16 protein-coding genes are annotated in these 17,842 nt (G+C 64.4%); 8 read left to right on the forward strand and 8 right to left on the reverse strand.

The window, feature by feature from the left end:
* Positions 1-21: 21 nt before the first annotated feature.
* Positions 22-1,221 carry a potassium channel family protein gene (locus FEJ81_RS17230; protein ID WP_138246447.1) on the reverse strand — a complete coding sequence of 400 codons (1,200 nt, stop codon included), beginning with the start codon at positions 1,219-1,221 and terminating at the stop codon, positions 22-24.
* A 96-nt stretch (positions 1,222-1,317) separates the two neighbouring features.
* Between FEJ81_RS17230 and FEJ81_RS17235 the strand changes: the two genes are divergently transcribed.
* The gene (locus tag FEJ81_RS17235; protein WP_138246448.1) at positions 1,318-1,890 is read left to right on the forward strand and encodes a magnesium transporter; all 573 of its coding nucleotides are present in this window, start codon (positions 1,318-1,320) and stop codon (positions 1,888-1,890) included.
* On the forward strand, positions 1,887-2,489 hold the full coding sequence (locus tag FEJ81_RS17240) for a magnesium transporter (protein ID WP_138246449.1): 603 nt from the start codon (positions 1,887-1,889) through the stop codon (positions 2,487-2,489). Before FEJ81_RS17235 ends, FEJ81_RS17240 begins: the two co-directional genes overlap by 4 nt.
* 27 nt (positions 2,490-2,516) lie before the next feature.
* Here the strand turns inward: FEJ81_RS17240 and FEJ81_RS17245 are convergent, their stop codons facing one another.
* The 4 genes from FEJ81_RS17245 to FEJ81_RS17260 form a co-directional block, all read right to left on the reverse strand.
* Positions 2,517-4,406: a cation:proton antiporter domain-containing protein gene (locus FEJ81_RS17245; RefSeq protein ID WP_138246450.1), complete on the reverse strand. Its 1,890-nt coding sequence runs from the start codon at positions 4,404-4,406 to the stop codon at positions 2,517-2,519.
* A gap of 190 nt (positions 4,407-4,596) precedes the next feature.
* The gene (locus tag FEJ81_RS17250) at positions 4,597-6,543 is read right to left on the reverse strand and encodes an AMP-dependent synthetase/ligase (protein ID WP_138246451.1); all 1,947 of its coding nucleotides are present in this window, start codon (positions 6,541-6,543) and stop codon (positions 4,597-4,599) included.
* A 219-nt stretch (positions 6,544-6,762) separates the two neighbouring features.
* Positions 6,763-7,683: an MBL fold metallo-hydrolase gene (locus FEJ81_RS17255; RefSeq protein WP_138246452.1), complete on the reverse strand. Its 921-nt coding sequence runs from the start codon at positions 7,681-7,683 to the stop codon at positions 6,763-6,765.
* Positions 7,684-7,768: 85 nt separating this feature from the next.
* A complete protein-coding gene (locus FEJ81_RS17260; protein ID WP_138246453.1) occupies positions 7,769-8,689 on the reverse strand; it encodes a cation diffusion facilitator family transporter in 921 nt (306 codons plus the stop codon).
* A gap of 229 nt (positions 8,690-8,918) precedes the next feature.
* On the opposite strand from FEJ81_RS17260, the gene FEJ81_RS17265 reads away from it, so the two are divergent.
* The 4 genes from FEJ81_RS17265 (at position 8,919) to FEJ81_RS17280 (ending at position 11,030) form a co-directional block, all read left to right on the forward strand.
* Complete coding sequence (locus FEJ81_RS17265; RefSeq protein WP_138246454.1) at positions 8,919-9,326, forward strand: CrcB family protein; 408 nt, start codon at positions 8,919-8,921, stop codon at positions 9,324-9,326.
* On the forward strand, positions 9,323-9,742 hold the full coding sequence (gene crcB / locus FEJ81_RS17270) for a fluoride efflux transporter CrcB (RefSeq protein ID WP_138246455.1): 420 nt from the start codon (positions 9,323-9,325) through the stop codon (positions 9,740-9,742). Before FEJ81_RS17265 ends, crcB begins: the two co-directional genes overlap by 4 nt.
* 131 nt (positions 9,743-9,873) lie before the next feature.
* Positions 9,874-10,449, forward strand: coding sequence for a magnesium transporter (locus FEJ81_RS17275; protein WP_138246456.1), 576 nt, complete (start codon positions 9,874-9,876; stop codon positions 10,447-10,449).
* A complete protein-coding gene (locus FEJ81_RS17280) occupies positions 10,449-11,030 on the forward strand; it encodes a magnesium transporter (protein WP_138246457.1) in 582 nt (193 codons plus the stop codon). The genes FEJ81_RS17275 and FEJ81_RS17280 overlap by 1 nt, the downstream gene beginning before the upstream one ends.
* Before the next feature lie 232 nt (positions 11,031-11,262).
* Here the strand turns inward: FEJ81_RS17280 and FEJ81_RS17285 are convergent, their stop codons facing one another.
* Positions 11,263-11,895, reverse strand: a complete 633-nt coding sequence (locus FEJ81_RS17285) for a hypothetical protein (protein WP_138246458.1) — start codon at positions 11,893-11,895, stop codon at positions 11,263-11,265.
* 521 nt (positions 11,896-12,416) lie between these two features.
* A complete protein-coding gene (locus tag FEJ81_RS17290; protein ID WP_138246459.1) occupies positions 12,417-13,625 on the reverse strand; it encodes a potassium channel family protein in 1,209 nt (402 codons plus the stop codon).
* A 123-nt stretch (positions 13,626-13,748) separates the two neighbouring features.
* On the opposite strand from FEJ81_RS17290, the gene serS reads away from it, so the two are divergent.
* Entirely contained in the window at positions 13,749-15,128 is a 1,380-nt protein-coding gene (serS, locus tag FEJ81_RS17295) for a serine--tRNA ligase (protein WP_138246460.1), read from the forward strand.
* Positions 15,129-15,203: 75 nt separating this feature from the next.
* Complete coding sequence (locus FEJ81_RS23365; protein ID WP_175416462.1) at positions 15,204-15,350, forward strand: hypothetical protein; 147 nt, start codon at positions 15,204-15,206, stop codon at positions 15,348-15,350.
* Positions 15,351-15,504: 154 nt separating this feature from the next.
* Here the strand turns inward: FEJ81_RS23365 and FEJ81_RS17300 are convergent, their stop codons facing one another.
* Complete coding sequence (locus FEJ81_RS17300; protein ID WP_138246461.1) at positions 15,505-17,691, reverse strand: elongation factor EF-2; 2,187 nt, start codon at positions 17,689-17,691, stop codon at positions 15,505-15,507.
* Positions 17,692-17,842: the final 151 nt, after the last annotated feature.

The following is a 17,842-nucleotide window of genomic DNA, read 5'->3' on the forward strand; positions in this document are numbered from 1 at the left end:
GACCCGCTCGAGCGCCCGATCTCAGAGCCCCTCGTCGCCGTTGCCCGCGACCTCGCGCAGGTGATCGATGCCCAGCGGCGGGCCGCGCACGAGCAGCGTCTCGCCGGCCGAACACGGGCGATCGGCGTCCGGATCGAACGTCCAGCCGTCGTCGGCGTGGATCGCGAGGACGACGACGCCGGTCCCTTCCTCGAACTCGAGGGCGGCAACCGTCGTCCCGTCGAGGTCGCTGCCCGCGCCGACCGAAACGGCCGCGATGGCTTCCTCGCTGTCCGCGAGGGCCGCGCCGAAGACCGGCGGCAGTTCGACCTCGCGGAGGACGACCTCGGCGATGTCGACCGCGGCGTCACAGATGACCTCCGAGGCCGCCGCGAGGTGGAGCAGCCCGCGGAGTTGCTCGGGGCTCCCGACATCGTCGTCGGCCTCGATGACCCACGTCTCGAGGCGCGTTTCGTGTGCGTCGGAGGCCTCCTCGAGCGTGAGCACTTCCCGGGCGAGGGCGTCGCTGTCGAACCGGGCCGCGCCGTAGGCCAGCCCGGCCGCGAGTTCGGCCATGTCCTTGAGTTCGACGACGGTGTCGGCCGCTCGAGCGATGGCCTCGCTCTCGGCCGCTGCTGTCGACGGTTCGGGGGTCGGAAAGGACTCACCGGTCGCCCGCCGGTAGACCGCCTCGATCCCCTCGCGCGGGCCGCGGCCGACGATCACGTCGCCGGCGGAGAGTCGGTCGTCGCCCTCGGGCGCGAACGACCACTCGCCGTCGGGGCGGATCGCGATGAGGACGACGCCGGTCTCGCGGTCGAGTTCGAGGTCGCGCAGGCGGGCCCCCGCGAGGTCGGAGTCGGCGGCGACGGTCGCCCGGACGAGTCGCTCGTCCGCGTCGGGGAAAGCCCGCTCGAAGGCGTCGGGGACGCCGTCGCCGGAGCGGACGATCCGGGCGATGTCGGCCGCGGCCTCGGTGATGCGGACGGCGCTCGCGGCGACCTGAAAGAGGCCGACCAGTCGCTCGGCCTCCTCGGCGCGCTTGGCCGCGAGCATCAGCGCGATCCGGGCGTGGTACTGCAGGTAGTTGACCCGCGACTCGAGTTCGAGCACCTCGTCGGCGAGCGACCGGTCGTCGTACCGAACGGCGGAGTAGGCGAGATCAACCGCGAGCTCCGAGGAGTCTTTGAGTTCCACGAGGATCTCCCGGACGTTCCGGGGCTCGTAGGTGATTTCGCGCATTACACTCCGGTCGGCCGGATACCTAATCAAGATTGGGTCGCAGGGAACGGGGCAGCGAACCAACGCTTAATGCATCGGCGACACACCTTGTGACAGATGTTGGGTCACGACTCCGCCCTCGACGTGTATCGGCAGGCGCTGCCGGTCGTTCTCGTCAGTCTCGTCGCGGGCCTGTTCGCCGGGACGCTGCTGGGAACCGAAACGATGCGCGACGGGATCGAGAGCGTCCCCGGGATCCTCCTGTTGCTCCCCGCCTTTCTCGCCACCCGCGGCGGCGTCTACGGCTCGCTCGGCGCGCGGCTCTCGAGCGGCCTCCATCAGGGCGTGATCGCGCCCCGCTTCGAGTGGAACGGTCGACTGCGAAACGCGATCGTCGCCTCCTTCCTGAACGGGATGATCGTCTCCGTCTTCATCGCCGTCCTCGCATGGGGTGTCATGCTCGCGCTCGGTCGCCCGGCGAGCCTGCTCGAACTGGTCATCGTCCTGTTCGTCGCCGCCCTGCTGAGCGCGGTCGCGATGCTCGGCGTGTTGCTGACCGTGATCTTCAAGGGCTACCGGCGGGGGCTCGATCCCGACAACGTCATCGGTCCGGTCGTGACCACCGTCGGCGACGTCTTCGGCGTGGTCTTCCTGCTGACCGGTATCGCCGCGGCGGGGGCGGTACTGTGAGCGTCGGCGGCGACCTCCTCCACGGCGAGGACCTCGAGGACGACCTGCTCGACGAGTGGTCGGTCAGGTCCATCGTCACGACGCTCGTGCCCCTGCTGGCCGTCCTCTCGGTCCTCCAGATGGTCTCGGGGACGGTCCTCGAGAGCTACGAGGAACAGTTGCTCAAGAACCCGGCGCTGCTCGTCTTGGTCCCGGTGATGATCGGCACCGCCGGCAACCTCGGCTCGATCATGTGCGCCCGGCTGTCGACCCAGTTGCATCTGGGCACGCTCGAGTTCTCGCCGTCGAATCCGAATATCCGGGCCAACGTCGGGGCGGTCCTCGGGCTGGCGGCGACGGTGTTCGTGCTACTGGGACTCGCGTCGTGGGGGATCGGCCGCGCCCTCGGCGGGACGCTCGGGCTCGGCACGCTCCTGTTGATTACGATGGTCAGCGGCATGCTGCTGGCGGTCTGGGTCGTCGTCGTCAGCTCCGTGTCCGTCTACGCCTCCTACCGGCTCGGCTACGACCCCGACGATACGACGATCCCGGTTGTGACGAACGTCTGTGACATCACCGGCGTGCTCATCCTCTTCGGCGTCGTCGGACTCGTGCTGTAAGTCGGCCGCGCAGCGACGAGACCGAATCTACACCGGCGTTCCGCACTGCTCGATCGTCTCGCGGACCGCCTCGGTCCGGCCGATGAGCGTGATGTGATCGCCACGCTGGAGTTCGACATCGGGCGTCGGCACCTCGCTGGTCCCGTTGCGACTCACGAGTGCGATGAGGACGCCGTTAGGGAGTTCGCTCCCGATGTCGGCGATCGGCTTGCCGATGAGGTCGTCGCTGGTGACTTCGATCTCCTGGACGTCGCCGGAGCGGCCGAGTTCGGACATCCAGTTCGACAGCGCGGGCCGTTCGATCTGGTTGTCGATCGCCCACGCGGTCGACTCGGCCGCCGAGATGGTCTGGACGCCGAGGTCCTCGAACGCCGATGCGTTCGACGGCTCGTTCGCTCGAGCGATCACGTTCTCGACGTCGAAGTTCGACTTCGCGAGCTGTGCCACGAGGAGGTTCGCGTCGTCGTCGCCGGTCGCCGCGACGACGGTCTTGGCGTTTTCGGCACCCGACTCGCGTAACACCTCGACGTCGGCCCCGTCGCCCCGCCGAGCGGTGAAGCCGTCGTTGCGGAGTTGCTCGAGGATCGTCGGATCCTCCTCGATCAGCACTACGTTTTCACCGCGCGCTTCGAGCCGTTCTGCCAGCGAGCGACCGACGCGGCCGCCGCCGATGATGAGTACACGCATTGGAATCACGTCGAGTTTCTCCGCGATCTGTCGGGCGAGCCCGCCCTCGAGGACGACCGTGATGAGGATGACGAGGAAGACCGTGCCGACGAGCAGGTCCGCACCGGCCGCGTTCTGCGGTGCGGTCTCAGTCTGCAGTCGGATCGCGAACAGGGTCGCGACCGACGCGGGGATGATGCCCCGCGGGCCGACAAAGCTCATGAACAGCGTCTCTCGGAACGTAAACCGGTCCCCTCGAGTCGTCAGGAAGACCAAGAGCGGTCGCAAGACGAACATCACGACGAAGACGACGGCCACGCCGCCGAGTCCGAGCGCGAACAGTTGCTCGAACTGGAGCAGCGCCGCGAGCGTGATGAAGACAAAGGAGAGGACGATCAGCGTAATATCGCCTTTGAACGCCTCGATCTCGTCCTCGTAGGGGAGCCCGGCGTTCCCGAGGATCAGTCCGGCCGTGGCCGCGGCCGCCACGCCCGCCTCCGAGAAAACGTAATCGGCCATCCCGAAGGCGATGATCGCACCCGCGAGCGTGAGCAACCGGGCGTTTTGTGGCGCGTTATCCGGCGAGAGGTCGACGTACTGGAGCACCGACCAGACGACCGCGGCGACGACGACGCCGACGAGGAGTCCCGTGCCGAGCCGTTCGGCGAACAACTGGAGGTAGAGTTCGGTGGTCAGCGTCTCCTCCCCGACGGTCATCGCCTTGAACAGCACGACCGCGAGGATCGCCGCCGTCACGTCGTTGACGATCCCCTCCGTCTCGAGGGTCGCCGCGACCCGGTCGCGGACGGGAACGACCTTCAGGATCGGCGTGATGACCGTCGGCCCCGTCGCGATCAGGAGCGCGCCGATCAACAGCGCGATGTCCCAGCCGGCCCCGAGGAAGAAACGCACCGCGCCGGCGGTCCCGAGAAACGCGATCACCGCGCCGATCGTAGTCAGCCGTAACACGGCTGTCGGCGCTTCTTTGATCTTCTCGATCTTGAGGTGGAACGCCCCCTCGAAGACGATGACGGCGACGGAGAGGCCGACGATCGTCGAGAGACCGCTCTCGCCGAAGGAGTCGATGGTCAACACGCCGAGCCCTTCCGGGCCGATCGCGACCCCGGACGCGATGAGAAAGAGGACACTCGGCACGCGGAATCTGGCCGAGAGGAGTTGCGAGAAGACACCGAGACCGACGATCGACGCGACCAAGAGGAGCAGATCGGCACCGCCTTCCGCCCCCGTCATGGTCGTCGCCGTCGCCCCGCGATCGGGTGGCGTATCGCTACTGCTTGTCCGTCCATTCGTGCGAATCCACTCGGTCCAATCGGTTAACTCCTGCGAGAAACGGCCGTAATTTGGTCGAGACGGGTTCCCCAGTCGTCACAGCGAGCGATTCGCGAGGGCGACCGGCGTCACCGCGGCGAGAACGGAGCGGTCAGTCGTCCGCGTAGATCCGGTCGACGCGGTCCTCGAACTGCTCGAGGATGACCCGTCGCTTCTTCTTCATCGTCGGGGTCAGCATGTCGTTTTCCTCGGTGAACTCCTGTGGGACGAGTTCGAACCGCTTGATCGTCTCGTGTTTCTCGAAGTTCTCGTTGACCCGGTCGACCTCTCGCTGGATGTGCTCGCGGACCCGATCGTCGTCACACATCGCCTCGAGGTCGTTGGGGAGGTCGATGCCTTCCTCGTCGGCCCACTTGCGGAGGTGGGTCGTGTTGGGGACGAGCAACGCGCCGATGAACTTCTCGCCGTCGCCGACGACCATCGCCTGTTCGACGATCTCGCTGGCCGCGAAGGCGTCCTCGAGCGGGCCCGGCGCGACGTTTTTCCCCGTCGAGAGGACGATGATCTGTTTGAGCCGGTCGCGGAACTCGAGGTAGCCGTCGGGCCGCAGGTGGATGATGTCGCCGGTGCGGAACCAGCCCTCCTGCGTGAACGCGCCCTCGGTCGCGCCGGGCTTGTTCCAGTAGCCTTCGGTGACGTTCGGCCCCTTGACGAGGAGTTCCCCGGCCTCGCCGGGGTCGTCGGCGAAGGCCTCCTGATCGGCGACGGTCTCGTCGACTTTCACGTCGACGTTGACTAAGGGTGCGCCGATCGTCCCGACCTCGACGGCGTCTTGGGGATTCGTCGCGACGACCGGCGAGGTCTCGGTCAGGCCGTACCCCTCGAAGATGGGCAGCCCCATCGCGTGATAGAGCCGACAGAGCTCCGGCGAGAGGCTCCCGCCGCCGCTGATGAGCAGGTCGATTTCGCCACCCAGCGCCTCCCGGACCGACGAGAAGACGAGTTTGTCCGCGACCGCCTGTTTGGCCGATAGGATCGGCCCCGGCGAGTCGGTCAGTTGATACTCGACGCCGACATCGGTGGCCCACTCGAAGATCCGTTCGGAGACCGCCGAGCCGCTGGCCTCCTCGCGGATGCTGTCGTAAATCTTCTCGTAGACCCGCGGCACGCTCGTGGCCGTCGTCGGCTCGACGATGCTGAAGTCCTCCTGAAGCGTGTCCGGACTCTCCGCGTAGGCGACGCAGGCACCGCTTGCAAAGAGCACGAAGTGACCGGCCGTCCGCTCGAAGACGTGTGCCAGCGGCAGGTACGACATCGCCACCGACTCCTCGTCTAGCACCGGCACGTCGTCGTCCTTGTCCGGCCGCGGCGCGAACCGCTTCCGAATGCCGTTGACGTTCGACCGGAAGTTCCGGTGGCTCAACTGGACCCCCTTCGGCTGGCCCGTCGTCCCGCTGGTGTAGATCAGGCTCGCCAGATCGTCCAACTCCGTCTCCGCGATCCGCTCCTCGTAGGCCTCGAGGTCGAACGTCTCCTCGCCGCGGGCGTAGACCTCGCCGAGGGTCAGGATGTCGTCGCGGTCGTCGTAGCCGTCGACCTCGTCGATCGAGACGATGAACTCGAGGTCGAGGTCAGCTTCGACTTCGAGGACGTCCTCGAGCAACTCCTCGTTTTCGACGACGACGCCGTCGGCATCGGGGTCGTCGAGCAGGTAGCGGACCTGATCGGGCGAGGAACTCGTGTAGACGGTAGTGACGACGGCACCGGCCGAAAGCAACGCGAAGTCGGATTGGGCCCACTCCATACGGGTGTTCGAGAAGAGCCCGATTCGATCACCCGTTTCGACGCCCAGATCGCGAAAGCCCGCCGAAAGCGTGCGGACGATGTCACGCATCTCGGCGTAGGAGATCGTTCGGAACTCGCCGGGCGTCGCGGCGGGGAGGACCGACTCGGTCAGCGATCGCTCGTAAATGCCGCCCTTGTACTGCTGTGCCGGCCGGTTTGTATTTCGCTCGGCCGAGTCCTCGAACAGCCGCGCGAGGGTCGTCTCACCGATTACCTCGTCCTCGTACTCTCGTTCGGCGTCCCGCCAGTCCATACCCTGTGAGAATGGGTCGCGTGCGATAAAACGTGATGAAACGGATTTCATCGTCGGCTGAGTTTCTCACGCGCTCTCGAGGCCACGAAACACGGCTGAGCGGCCGGTTACCGGCCGTTACACGGAGCCGAAGCAACTGATCGATAGTTCGATTGGAGTCGTCCGGCACTGCCGACAGCCGCCCGCCAACTCGCAAATCGCGACTCGCCGCTCGAGGACTCACTCCCGGTGCTCGAGATAGCCCAGCACGCCCCGCGTGTTCAGTTTCGCCTCCTCGCTCGCTTTCTCGGCGCCCCAGACGTCGGTCATCTCGGTCGCGTCGGCGAAGTGTTCGACGACCGCCTCGTCGTCTCCGAGCGCCGCCCGCTGCTCTGCGACCGCCTCGACCCACTCCTCGAGGACGGCCGCGTACTCCTCGAGGGCCCGGTCGACGTCGTCGTCGACGTACCGCGGGCCGAAGTGGGGATAGCAGAACACGTCCGGATCGATCTCCGAAAGCGTCTCGAGGTCCGCGAGACACTGCTCGAGGTCGAAGTTCGATGGCGGCGAGGTCTCCCGGATCGCCTCGATTTCGGGGACCCAGATGCCGGCGGCGTCGGCGACGAAGACCGCGTCGTTGACCGGGTCCTCGAAGACGACCTGATGGGGCGCGTGGCCGGGCGCCGTGTGGACGCGCAGTTCGTGGGTGCCGAGGTCGACGGCGTCGCCGTCCTCGATCGTGACGATCCGATCCTCGGGAATCGGCTCGGGTTCGACGTAGTACTCCCACTGGTCGCCGACGGCGTTTTTCGTCCCCGCGACCAGCCGCGACGGATCGGCCAGATGATCGACCCCGATGGGATGGACGTAGACGTCGGCGTTCGGGTAGTCCGCGGCGAGAAAGCCCGCACTGCCGGCGTGATCGAGGTGGATGTGAGTCAGCGCGATGACCTCGAGGTCGGCCTCCTCGATGCCGACCTCGGAAAGCGCCTCGCGGAGCAGGTCGTAGTTGGTGCCGATACCGGTGTCGACGACGGCGGGGCATTCGTCGTCGAGGATGTAGACGGCGCCGTACCCGTTCGTGTCGTACATTCCCGTATCGAGGTAGTAGAGGTCCGAACAGTCGCCAGTAGTGACTTCGCGGACGTCTCCGACTTCCATATCGGTAGCCCGTCGTCGGACGGGATAAAAGCTCGCGTCGCGGCGACTCGAGGCGAGTGCGGCGGGAATCGGCCGGTACCCCGTCTCAGTGCTCGTCGGCCGAGTCCTTCCACTCGCCGATCCCGGAGGGATCGAGGTGGACGTGTGCGTCGCCGACGTCCTCGACGCCCCGCAGCCGATCGACCAGTTCTGACTCGATGTCGTGGGCCTCCCGGAACGGCATGTCGCCGTCGACCTCGGCGTGGACTTCGACCTCGAGGACGGTGCCGTCGTAGAAGACGGTCAGGTCGTGGACGCCTTCGACGGCCGCGTGACTCCGCAGGCGGTCGGTGATCTCGGCGCGTTTCTCGGGGCCGGGCGCGGCACCGATGAGGTAATCGACGTTCTCCCTGCCGATCTCGACGCCCTGATAGACGACCAGCAGGCTGACGAGGCCGCCGGCGACGGGGTCGAGTATCGGGTAGCTGACCAGCACGCCGAGGACGCCGACGATGGCGGCGACCGAGGTGTAGATGTCGTTCAGGCAGTCCTTGGCGAGCGCCGCGAGGGCGGTCGACTGTAGCCGCTCGTTGATCCGGACCGTGTAGCGATAGACCAGATACATGTCGACGATCGAGAAGCCGAGCGCCGCGAGGAGCAGGACACTGAACTCGATGTCGGGCTCGGCGATAAGTCCCCGGACAGACCGATAGAGCAGGTTCAGTCCGAGCAGCGCGATGAGGGAACCGACGAACAGCGCCGTGAGGGGCTCGATCCGGGCGTGGCCGTGGGGGTGGGTGTCGTCCGGTTCGTCGAACGCGCTCCGGCCCCAGACAAGGACGACGACGCTGGCGACGAGGTCCGCGAGCGAGTGAGCCGCGTCCGCGAGCAGCGCGACGCTCCCGAACACCAGCCCCGCGCCGCCCTCGGCGACGATCTTCGCGACGTTGCCGAGGACGTTCGCCCACGACGCCCGCGCGAACGCGCCCCGCCCGCCGTCGCCGTCCGCGCCACCCTCTTCGGACATGTATCGGTTTAGAGCCAGTCTAACCTTGGATCTTTTCCTTCCCCGCCTCGAGCCGAGAGAGCCCGCCCGGACGGCTTTCGCAACGCTCATTTCGATCCTGTGAGAACGCCGCCGTATCCGGGCGATGGGGCCCGCCTGATCCAACCGCCGGAGGAACGCCGGACCCGCTGGCATCGTGCCGGCACGGGCCGAGCGTCGGTCGGCTGACGGTCCCTGCGACCAGCCAGCCATGACAGACGCTCACCCGCTCGTCCGACTCGAGACGCTCGCACTGATCGCCGTCGGCGGCTTCGCCGGCTCGAACCTCCGTTTCTTCGCGATGGGGGCGCTCCCGGACGTGCCGTCGATCGTCCTCGTCAACGCCGTCGGAAGCGCCGCGCTCGCCGTTCTGGTCTACGAGGCCGAATACGCGGGGTACGTTGGACCACGGGCCCGACTCGTCTTCACGACCGGCTTCCTCTCCTCGCTGACGACCTACAGCACATTCGCGCTGCAGACCGCGCTCGCGTCGGCCCCGCTCGCGCTGCTCGGTATCGTCGCGGCCAACTACGGGTTCGGTACCATCGGCGTGCTCGCGGGGCGGGCGCTCGCTCGCCGCATCGGCGATCCGCGACCCACCGGTGGTGAGACGGCGTGAGTGCGACGGCGTTCGATCCGATCGTCGGCGCGCTCGTCGCGATCGATCCCGAACCCGCCCACGTCGTCGGCACCGGCGGCGCGATCGGCGCAGTCCTCCGATACTGGGTCTCTCAGTGGCTTTCCGCTCGGGCCTCGAGCGATCGACTGCCACTTCCGACGTTCGCGGTCAACGTCCTCGGCAGTTTCGTCTTCGGGCTCGCGGTGTTTGCGGGCGCGAACGAGTCGACGCTGTCGCTCGTCGGCACCGGAATCTGCGGTTCGTTTACGACCTTCTCCTCGTTTTCGGTCGAGACGCTCCAGTTGTACGAGCGCGGCGACCGGGCCCTCGCGGTCGGCAACGCCGCGGCCAATCTCGCGGGTTCGCTCGCAGCGATCGGGGTCGCGTGGGCGCTCGTCGCTGTCGGCCCTGTCTGAGTCCGCACCGGCGGTCCCGGTCGGGACCCGTTAGCGATCGGTCACGTGCGGTAGTGGTTCGCACGCACTCGAGCGATCGCATCGCGTTCGATCCGTGGTAGGTTTATGTTCGGGGCGCGTGAAGCGACGCTATGGAGGCTCGCCAAGAGGCGTGGCGCATCTACCGCGAGTCACTCCCGATTCTCGCAGTCAGCCTCGCCGGCGGGATCTTCGCGGGGTCGGTCCTCGGATCGGAGGGGATGACGGAAGGGTTCGAGCGGTTTCCCGGACTGCTGTTGTTGCTCCCCGCCTTCCTCGCGACTCGAGGGAACGTCTACGGCGCGATGGGGGCGCGGATCTCGAGCGGACTCCATCAGGGGATGATCGATCCGTCGTTCTCGTGGGACCGACGGCTGGTCAACGCGGTCGCTGCCTCCTTTATCAACGGCATCGGTATCTCGGTGTTCATCGCCGTGCTCTCGTGGGGGATCTTGCACGTGTTAGGGCGCGAATCCGCGAGACTCGTCGAACTCGTCGGCATCATGCTGGTCTCCGGCGTGCTGACATCCGTGACGTTGATCTTCGGACTGCTGGCGCTCGTGTTCGCGAGTTACGAGTACGGGCTCGACCCCGACAACCTGATCGGCCCGATCGTCACCACGCTCGGCGACATCTTCGGCGTCGTCTTCCTCTTCGTCGCGATCACCGTCGTCGGGGGGATCTTCTGATGGCGGCGACGGAGCCCGACGACTCGCTCGACTCGTGGTCGATCCGCAACATCGTCGCCACGATGTTCCCCATTCTGGTCGTCCTCTCGATGCTCGAGATGGGGTCGGGCTACGTCCTCGAAGAACTCGAGGAGACCTACCTCTCCAATCCGACGCTGCTGGTGCTCGTCCCCGTGATGATCGGGATGGGCGGGAACCTCGGCGCGATCCTCTCCTCGCGGCTCTCGACGCGACTCCATCTGGGCTTACTCGAGTTCGATCTGCGGGACGAGGTGTTATGGACGAACGTGATCGCAATTATGGGCCTCGCGCTCACGATCTTCTCGGCGCTCGGACTCATCGCGTGGGTCGTCGGTCAAACCATCGCCGCACCGATGGCACTCGCCGATCTCATGCTCATCTCGGTCGTCAGCGGCATGCTACTCGCCGCGATCGCGACCGTTCTCAGCATCGCCGCGACCTACGTCTCCTATACGCAGGGGCTGGATCCGGACGACACGACGATCCCGGTGGTGACGAACGTCTGTGACATCCTCGGCGTGATCGTCCTCTCAGGAGTCGCCATCGTCGTGTTGAACTGAGTCGCCGAGAGCACATACAGAGCACGCTACGATTCGCGCGTTCTTACGCCGACGAGAGGTTGCAGAAATCTGCCGCAACCGTTCAAGTGTCGTGTCGGACTGGGTTTTTAATTTAGATAGATGAACTTATATAAAATACGCTCCGGAATCTTGTATCATAATTTCCGAGAGAGCGGTATGGTCATTCCGGGAAACAATCGAGATATGGTTAGCAACAACTCGTTTTCACCTATTAACAGCCATTCACAATACAGTTCGGGCATTCAACCGTTTCCTCATTCCTACTCCAGCCGAGCGGACCACAGCAGGCCACACAGCTCGTACAACTCCGGTAATACGGTGGCCCACATTCACTTCGATCTGCACTGAGAGTTGCTTCTTGGAATTCCTCTCCCTGGTAGTAATTGTCCGGTGCGTAGATGATTTCGGGACCGTTTTCTTGATGGAGATAGGCAGTAGGTGTGAAATCAGAGAGTGGCAACATAATTTCCAGCCTGTCTCCATCGATAGGAATGTGGTAATTATACTGTTCAAACTCTCCATTGACCCGAATCCGTTCAATACCGCCTGACTTTGATTCGTCGGCTAACGTCTTGAAGGGGATCGCTTCAACTGACGGCTCCGAAAGATATCCATCAGCTTCTAGGCTATCAAATAACCTTGAGGACATTACCTCCTCAATATTTTCCCTTGCAGTTTCAAAGTCAACGGAGAGAGGCTCAACGTCAGTATCATCTGGTTTTTCATCGTGGCCTACAACTGCTGAGGCAGATCCGCTAAGGCCAATTGAGGAAGCCGCACCAATCGCTAGATTACGGAGTAATCGATGTCGTTTTCCCGAGTACTGTTCCTCATTTGACCCCATACGGCTATTACTTCTCGCAATTGCGATTGGATATTTATCTCGTTAACACTCAAAATTATACCATACTAACCAGTGATTTATTCCCCATCATATATCTGAGACATATCTGATTAGAAACTCAACAGATTTTTTGTTGTTGGTATATGGATTGATTTGCATGAGTAGGATAGGTCACTGGCGCACATGGGCCAACATCGGATTGATAGCATTTTTGCTTCTATTTATGTCCATGGTGACACAATACACAGTAGGAGGATTAAATGGTACACTCAAATCAGTGGGCATCTCTCCAGTAGTGTATACCCAAGCGCTAATCGGAATCGCAATTCTATCAATGTTTATGATGATGATTTTCCTAAACGAAAGCGAGGAAGAGGTCGAGTACTGATATTTTGAGTGACGAGATGTAGAGATGTTTCAGAACACCTATCATTTACGGCGTTTTGATTCCTAATAAGAGTATAGATAATATTTATAGATGGTCGAAATCATTCATCTAATGACTACAGAAACCGTGCTGGTTATGCTGCGGCTAGATTCCGGAAATCCGCTGCAGCGGTGCGAGTCCCCTTCGAGATGAGCACGTCGCCGCCGCGCAGTTCGGCGTCGGCGTCCGCGACCAGCAGCCACCCGTCGCCGGGCCGGCGGATGGCGATCACCGACATCGTCGAATCGGCGTCGGGAACGCCGGCGGTCACCGCGGTGCCGTCGAGGTCGCTCCCCTCGCCGACCTCGACGCGGGTGATGATCTCGTCGCTCTCCTGGACGGCCACCTGCACGACCGGGTGGACATCGATGTCCCGAAGGACTCCCTCGCTGATCTCGATCGCGGCGTCGCTGATCCGCTCCGTACAGTTGCCGAGCTGGATCAGCCCGCGCAGGACGACCGGATCGGCCGCGTCCGCGGCCGCCCGAAGCGTCCACGCCTCGAACCGCGACTGCATCGCGTCGACCTCGACCTCGAGGTTGCGGACCTCTTCGGCGAGTTCCTCGCTGTCGAACAGCACGCTGCTGTAGGCCAGATCGACCGCCAGTTCGGAGAAGTCCTTCATGTGGACGATCGTGTCCACGGCTCGCTCGAGGTCGTCGATATCGGGTGTCTCGACGCTCGGGGCCTCGTAGACCTCGCCGGTCAGCTCCTCGCAGACATCGCCGATCGCCGACTCGGGGCCCCGGAGGAGCGCGACGTCGTCGGCTTCGACGCAGGTCGTCGGCCCCGGGTTGAGCAGCCAGTCGCTGCCCCGCCGGAGCGCGATCACGCGCACGCCCGTCTCGGACTCGAGGTCGATGTCCTCGAGGGTGCGCCCGGCATAGGACGAGTCCGGCGCGACGACGCCCCGGAGGAGCGCTTCGGCGGCGTCGGGCAACGCCGCTCGCATCGCCTCGGGCAGGCCCATGTCCTCGAGGACGATCTTCGCGATGTCGCCCGCGGCGTCGCTGATGCCGTCGGCGGCCCCGACGATTCCCAGCACGGGGGCGAGCTGTTCCGCGTCGGCCGGCTTCCGGGCGGCCATCAAGAGGCTCATCCGCGCGCGAAGCTCGAGGACGTCCATCCGCTCTTCGAGTCGGAGCACCTCCGTCGCGAGCTCCTCGCTCTGGTGGAGCACGGCCGAGTACGAGAGGTCGATCAACAGCTCGGCGGTGTCTTTCATCTCCACCAGCACGTCCTTGACGCTGACGGGCTCGTACTCGATCGGGGCCGACGATGTCTCGCCCTCGAGCGGGTCCATACCTCGAGAGAGGCGGGCCCGCGGAAAAAGCGTTTCCCGCTGCGCCGGCCGCGGCCGAGGATGGGACGACGCGGCCTTCCGACACGGTTTTGCCCGGGCGCAAAGAACGCACGACCAATACCAATGCTCGACCGGACCTATCTGCGCGAGAATCCCGACGAGGTACGCAACGCCCTCGACGCCCGCGGGGCCGATGTCGATCTCGACGAGGTACTCGAACTCGACGAACGCTGGCGGGAGCTGAAAGCCCGCGGTGACGACCTGCGCAACGACCGCAACCAGATCACAACGCGGATCGGCACGCTCGTCGCCGAAGGGAAAGACGAGGAGCGGGAGGAGGCCATCGAGCGGTCGCGGGAACTCAAAGCCGAAATCGAAGATGTCGAGGACGAGGCCGCCGAACTGCAGGAGGAACTGCAGGAACGGATGCTCGAGATCCCGCAGATACCCCACGAGAGCGTCCCGCTGGGGGTCGACGAACGCCACAACGAGGAGGATCGGCGCTGGGGCTTCGACGACCTGCGCGACCTGCCCGACGAGGTCACCCCCCACTACGACCTCGGCGAGGAGATGGACATCATCGACGAGGAACGCGCCGCCAAGACGACCGGTGCCGGCTTCTACTTCCTCAAGGGAGAGGGCGCACAGCTCGAGCACGCCCTGATCCAGTTCATGATGGACGTCCACCGCGACCAGGGCTACGTCGATCTCTTCCCGCCGGTGCCGGTCAAGAGCGCCTCGATGCGGGGGACCGGCCAGCTCCCGAAGTTCGCCGACGACGCCTACCGACTGGGCGGGAGCAACGAGGAGGAGTACGAGGAGGAAGACCTCTGGCTCTGTCCCACCGCGGAGGTGCCGGTCACCAACATGTACGCGAACGAGATCCTGCTGGACGACGACCTCCCGCTCAAACATCAGGCCTACACGCCGAACTTCCGGCGCGAGGCCGGCGAGCACGGCACCGAGACCCGCGGGATCGTCCGCGTCCACCAGTTCAACAAGGTCGAACTCGTCAACTTCGTCGAGCCCGAGGAGAGCTACGACCGCCTCGAGAACCTCCTCGAGGAGGCCGCGGACATCCTCGAGCGGCTCGGGCTCCCCTACCGCATCCTCGAGCTCTGTACCGGCGACCTGACCTTCGCCAGCGCCAAGACCTACGACATCGAGGTCTGGGCCCCCGGCGACGACATGGACGACGGCCCCGAGGACGGCGGCCGCTGGCTCGAGGTCTCGAGCGCGTCGAACTTCGAGGACTTTCAGGCCCGGCGCGCCGGCCTGCGCTACCGGCCCGAGCGCCACGAGTCGGCCGAATACCTGCATACCCTGAACGCCTCGGGACTGGCGATTCCCCGCGTCATGGTCGCCATCCTCGAGTACTACCAGAACGAGGACGGCACGGTGACCATCCCCGAGCCGCTGCAGCCGTACATGGGCGGGAAAGAGGTCATCGAAGGCCACGAAAAGGTCGGCGAGAGCGCGCTCGGTGCAGGCGAGCGGGAGTAGACTGGGGCGTCGTTTCGCGGATCGTCCAATTCTGTCAACGAGAACGATTATAGTGGTGAAATCGGATCTACGGGTATGTACATCGATCTCCGTCAGAAGGTACTCGCCTCGGTCATCGGCGTGCTGTTCGTCGTCGGTGCGTTCGTACTGTTCTCGTGGTGGCTCGCGTTGCTGGTCTTCTTCGTCATACTCCCCTTCTTCATGAAGGTGCTGACGGCGTGACGACGTACCGAGGCGAACCACCGCTCAGTGACCTATCGAAAGAAGACGAAGAGCCGCTCGCGACGCGTGCGGACGACGCGTTCCGAGACGATCAGTCTCCGAGAAGTGCACAACGGCAGCGAGCGCACCCGAAGAAAAGCGGTGAGAACGGCGTTTAGATGTAGTCGATGCTCGGCGGCAGCTCGAGCTTCATGCCCTTGCGCTCGCGGATCTCCATGATCTTGTCGCGCTGGAGCGAGTCGGACATGACCTCGAAGCCGGCGTTCTCGGTGTTCCAGGAGGCACGGCCCTCAGTCGCGGAGCGGATGTCGCTCGCGAAGCCGATCATCTCGCCGACGGGCGCGATACCCTCGACGACCATCAGATCGCCTTCCTGATACATGTCGTCGACGCGGCCACGACGGCCCTGAATCTCGCCCGAGGCAGCGCCCATGTGGTCGTTGGGCACGTCGATACGGACGTCCTGCATCGGCTCGAGCATCTTGATCTTGCCGTCGATCAGCGACTTGTGGACAGCCTCGCGGGTCGCGGGGATGACCTGTGCCGGACCGCGGTGAATGGTGTCCTCGTGGAGTCGGGCATCGTGCAGGCGGATGAGCGATCCCTGCACCGGCTCGTTGGCCAGCGGACCGTTATCGAGAGCTTCCTCGAGCCCCTCGATGACGAGTTCCATCGTCTCGTTCAGGTGCTGGATACCCTTCGTGTCGTCGATGAGGATGTTGGTTCCGTGGATGTGCTCGACTTCCTGGGAGTCGTCCTTGTCCATGCCGGCATCCTGCAGGGCCTCACGGCGGTCCTGCTCGGGCATGTCCATCGAGGCTTCGCCCCGCTGGATCGTCTCCACGAGCTCGTCGTTCATCGGCTCGATGGAGATGTAGAAGCGGTTGTGGCGGTTCGGCGAGATACCCTCGACCTGGTCGCTCGCCTGCTGGGGCTGCTCGCGGTAGACGACGATCGGTTCGCCGGTGTTGACCGGAATGCCCTGGTTCTTCTCGATACGCTGGGTGATGACCTCGAGGTGAAGCTCACCCTGTCCGGAGATCAGGTGCTCGCCGGTGTCCTCGTTGATGTTGATCTGGATCGTCGGGTCTTCCTTGGAGACTTGTCGAAGCGTCTCGATCAGCTTCGGCAGGTCGTCCATGTTCTTCGCCTCGACGGACTTCGTAATGACCGGCTCGGAGATGTGCTCGATCGACTCGAACGGCGTCATCTCGACGCCCGAGACGGTCGAGCCGGCGATTGCGTCTTTGAGGCCGGTGACGGCGGCGATGTTCCCGGCGGGAACTTCGTCCACTTCCTCGCGCTCGCCGCCCATGTAGACGCCGACGGACTGGATGCGGTTCTTGCCCGCTGTCCCGGAGACGTACAGCTCCTGGCCCTTCTCGAGGGTGCCCGAGAAGACGCGGCCGGAGGCGACTTCGCCCGCGTGGGGGTCCATCGCGATGTCGGTGACCATCAGGACGACTTCGCCGTCCTCGTCAACCAGACGCATCTGTTCTGCGATCTCGGACTCGTCGTCGCCACGCCAGACGCGGGGAATACGACGGGGCTGGGCGTCGACCGGGTTCGGGAAGTGCTCACAGACCATGTCGAGCACGACGTCCGACAGCGGGGTTCGCTCGTGGAGCTCTTGGCGCTTGTCGGCGCGCTCGAGTTCCATGATCTCGGCGAAGTCCATGTCGGTGCGCTGCATCGAGGGCATGGAGACGCCCCACTTGTAGAGTGCGGAACCGAAGCCGACGGTTCCCTCTTCGACTGAAACGGTCCAGTCGTCGATGTCGTCCATGTCCTCGGTCATCCCGCGGATGAGCTCGTTTACGTCGCGGATGACCGAGAGGAGTCGCTCCTGCATCTCCTCGGGTCCTTCCTGGAGCTCGGAGATGAGGCGGTCGACCTTGTTGATGAACAGAGTCGGCTTGACGCCCTCGCGCAGTGCCTGTCGCAGCACCGTCTCGGTCTGGGGCATGGCCCCTTCGACGGCGTCGACGACGACGAGCGCACCGTCGACGGCGCGCATCGCTCGCGTGACGTCGCCACCGAAGTCGACGTGGCCCGGCGTGTCGATGAGGTTGATCAGGTGGTTCTGATCCTCGTACTCGTGGGTCATCGAAACGTTGGCCGCGTCGATGGTGATCCCGCGTTCCTGTTCGTCCTCTTCGGTGTCCATCGCGAGCTGCTCGCCGGCAGTCTCGTCGGAGATCATGCCGGCACCAGCCAGGAGGTTGTCCGTAAGGGTCGTTTTTCCGTGGTCAACGTGAGCGGCGATGGCGATGTTCCGGATGTTCTCCGGGTCGTCCATCAGCCGTTCACACTCTTGGACGATCTTCTTGCGTCGGCCCATATACCCCCCAATACCGCCAGCGGGGTCAAAAGGGTAGTGTTTCGTCGCCGCCGGATTTCGTCGTTCTTTCCGGTCCGAGCGTTTGAATATCCAGTTTGAGTGAGTGAACGGTTCTCATAATTCCGCGACCGGTCGGACCGCCACGATCCGC

Source organism: Natrinema versiforme (assembly GCF_005576615.1).
Classification (GTDB): domain Archaea; phylum Halobacteriota; class Halobacteria; order Halobacteriales; family Natrialbaceae; genus Natrinema; species Natrinema versiforme_A.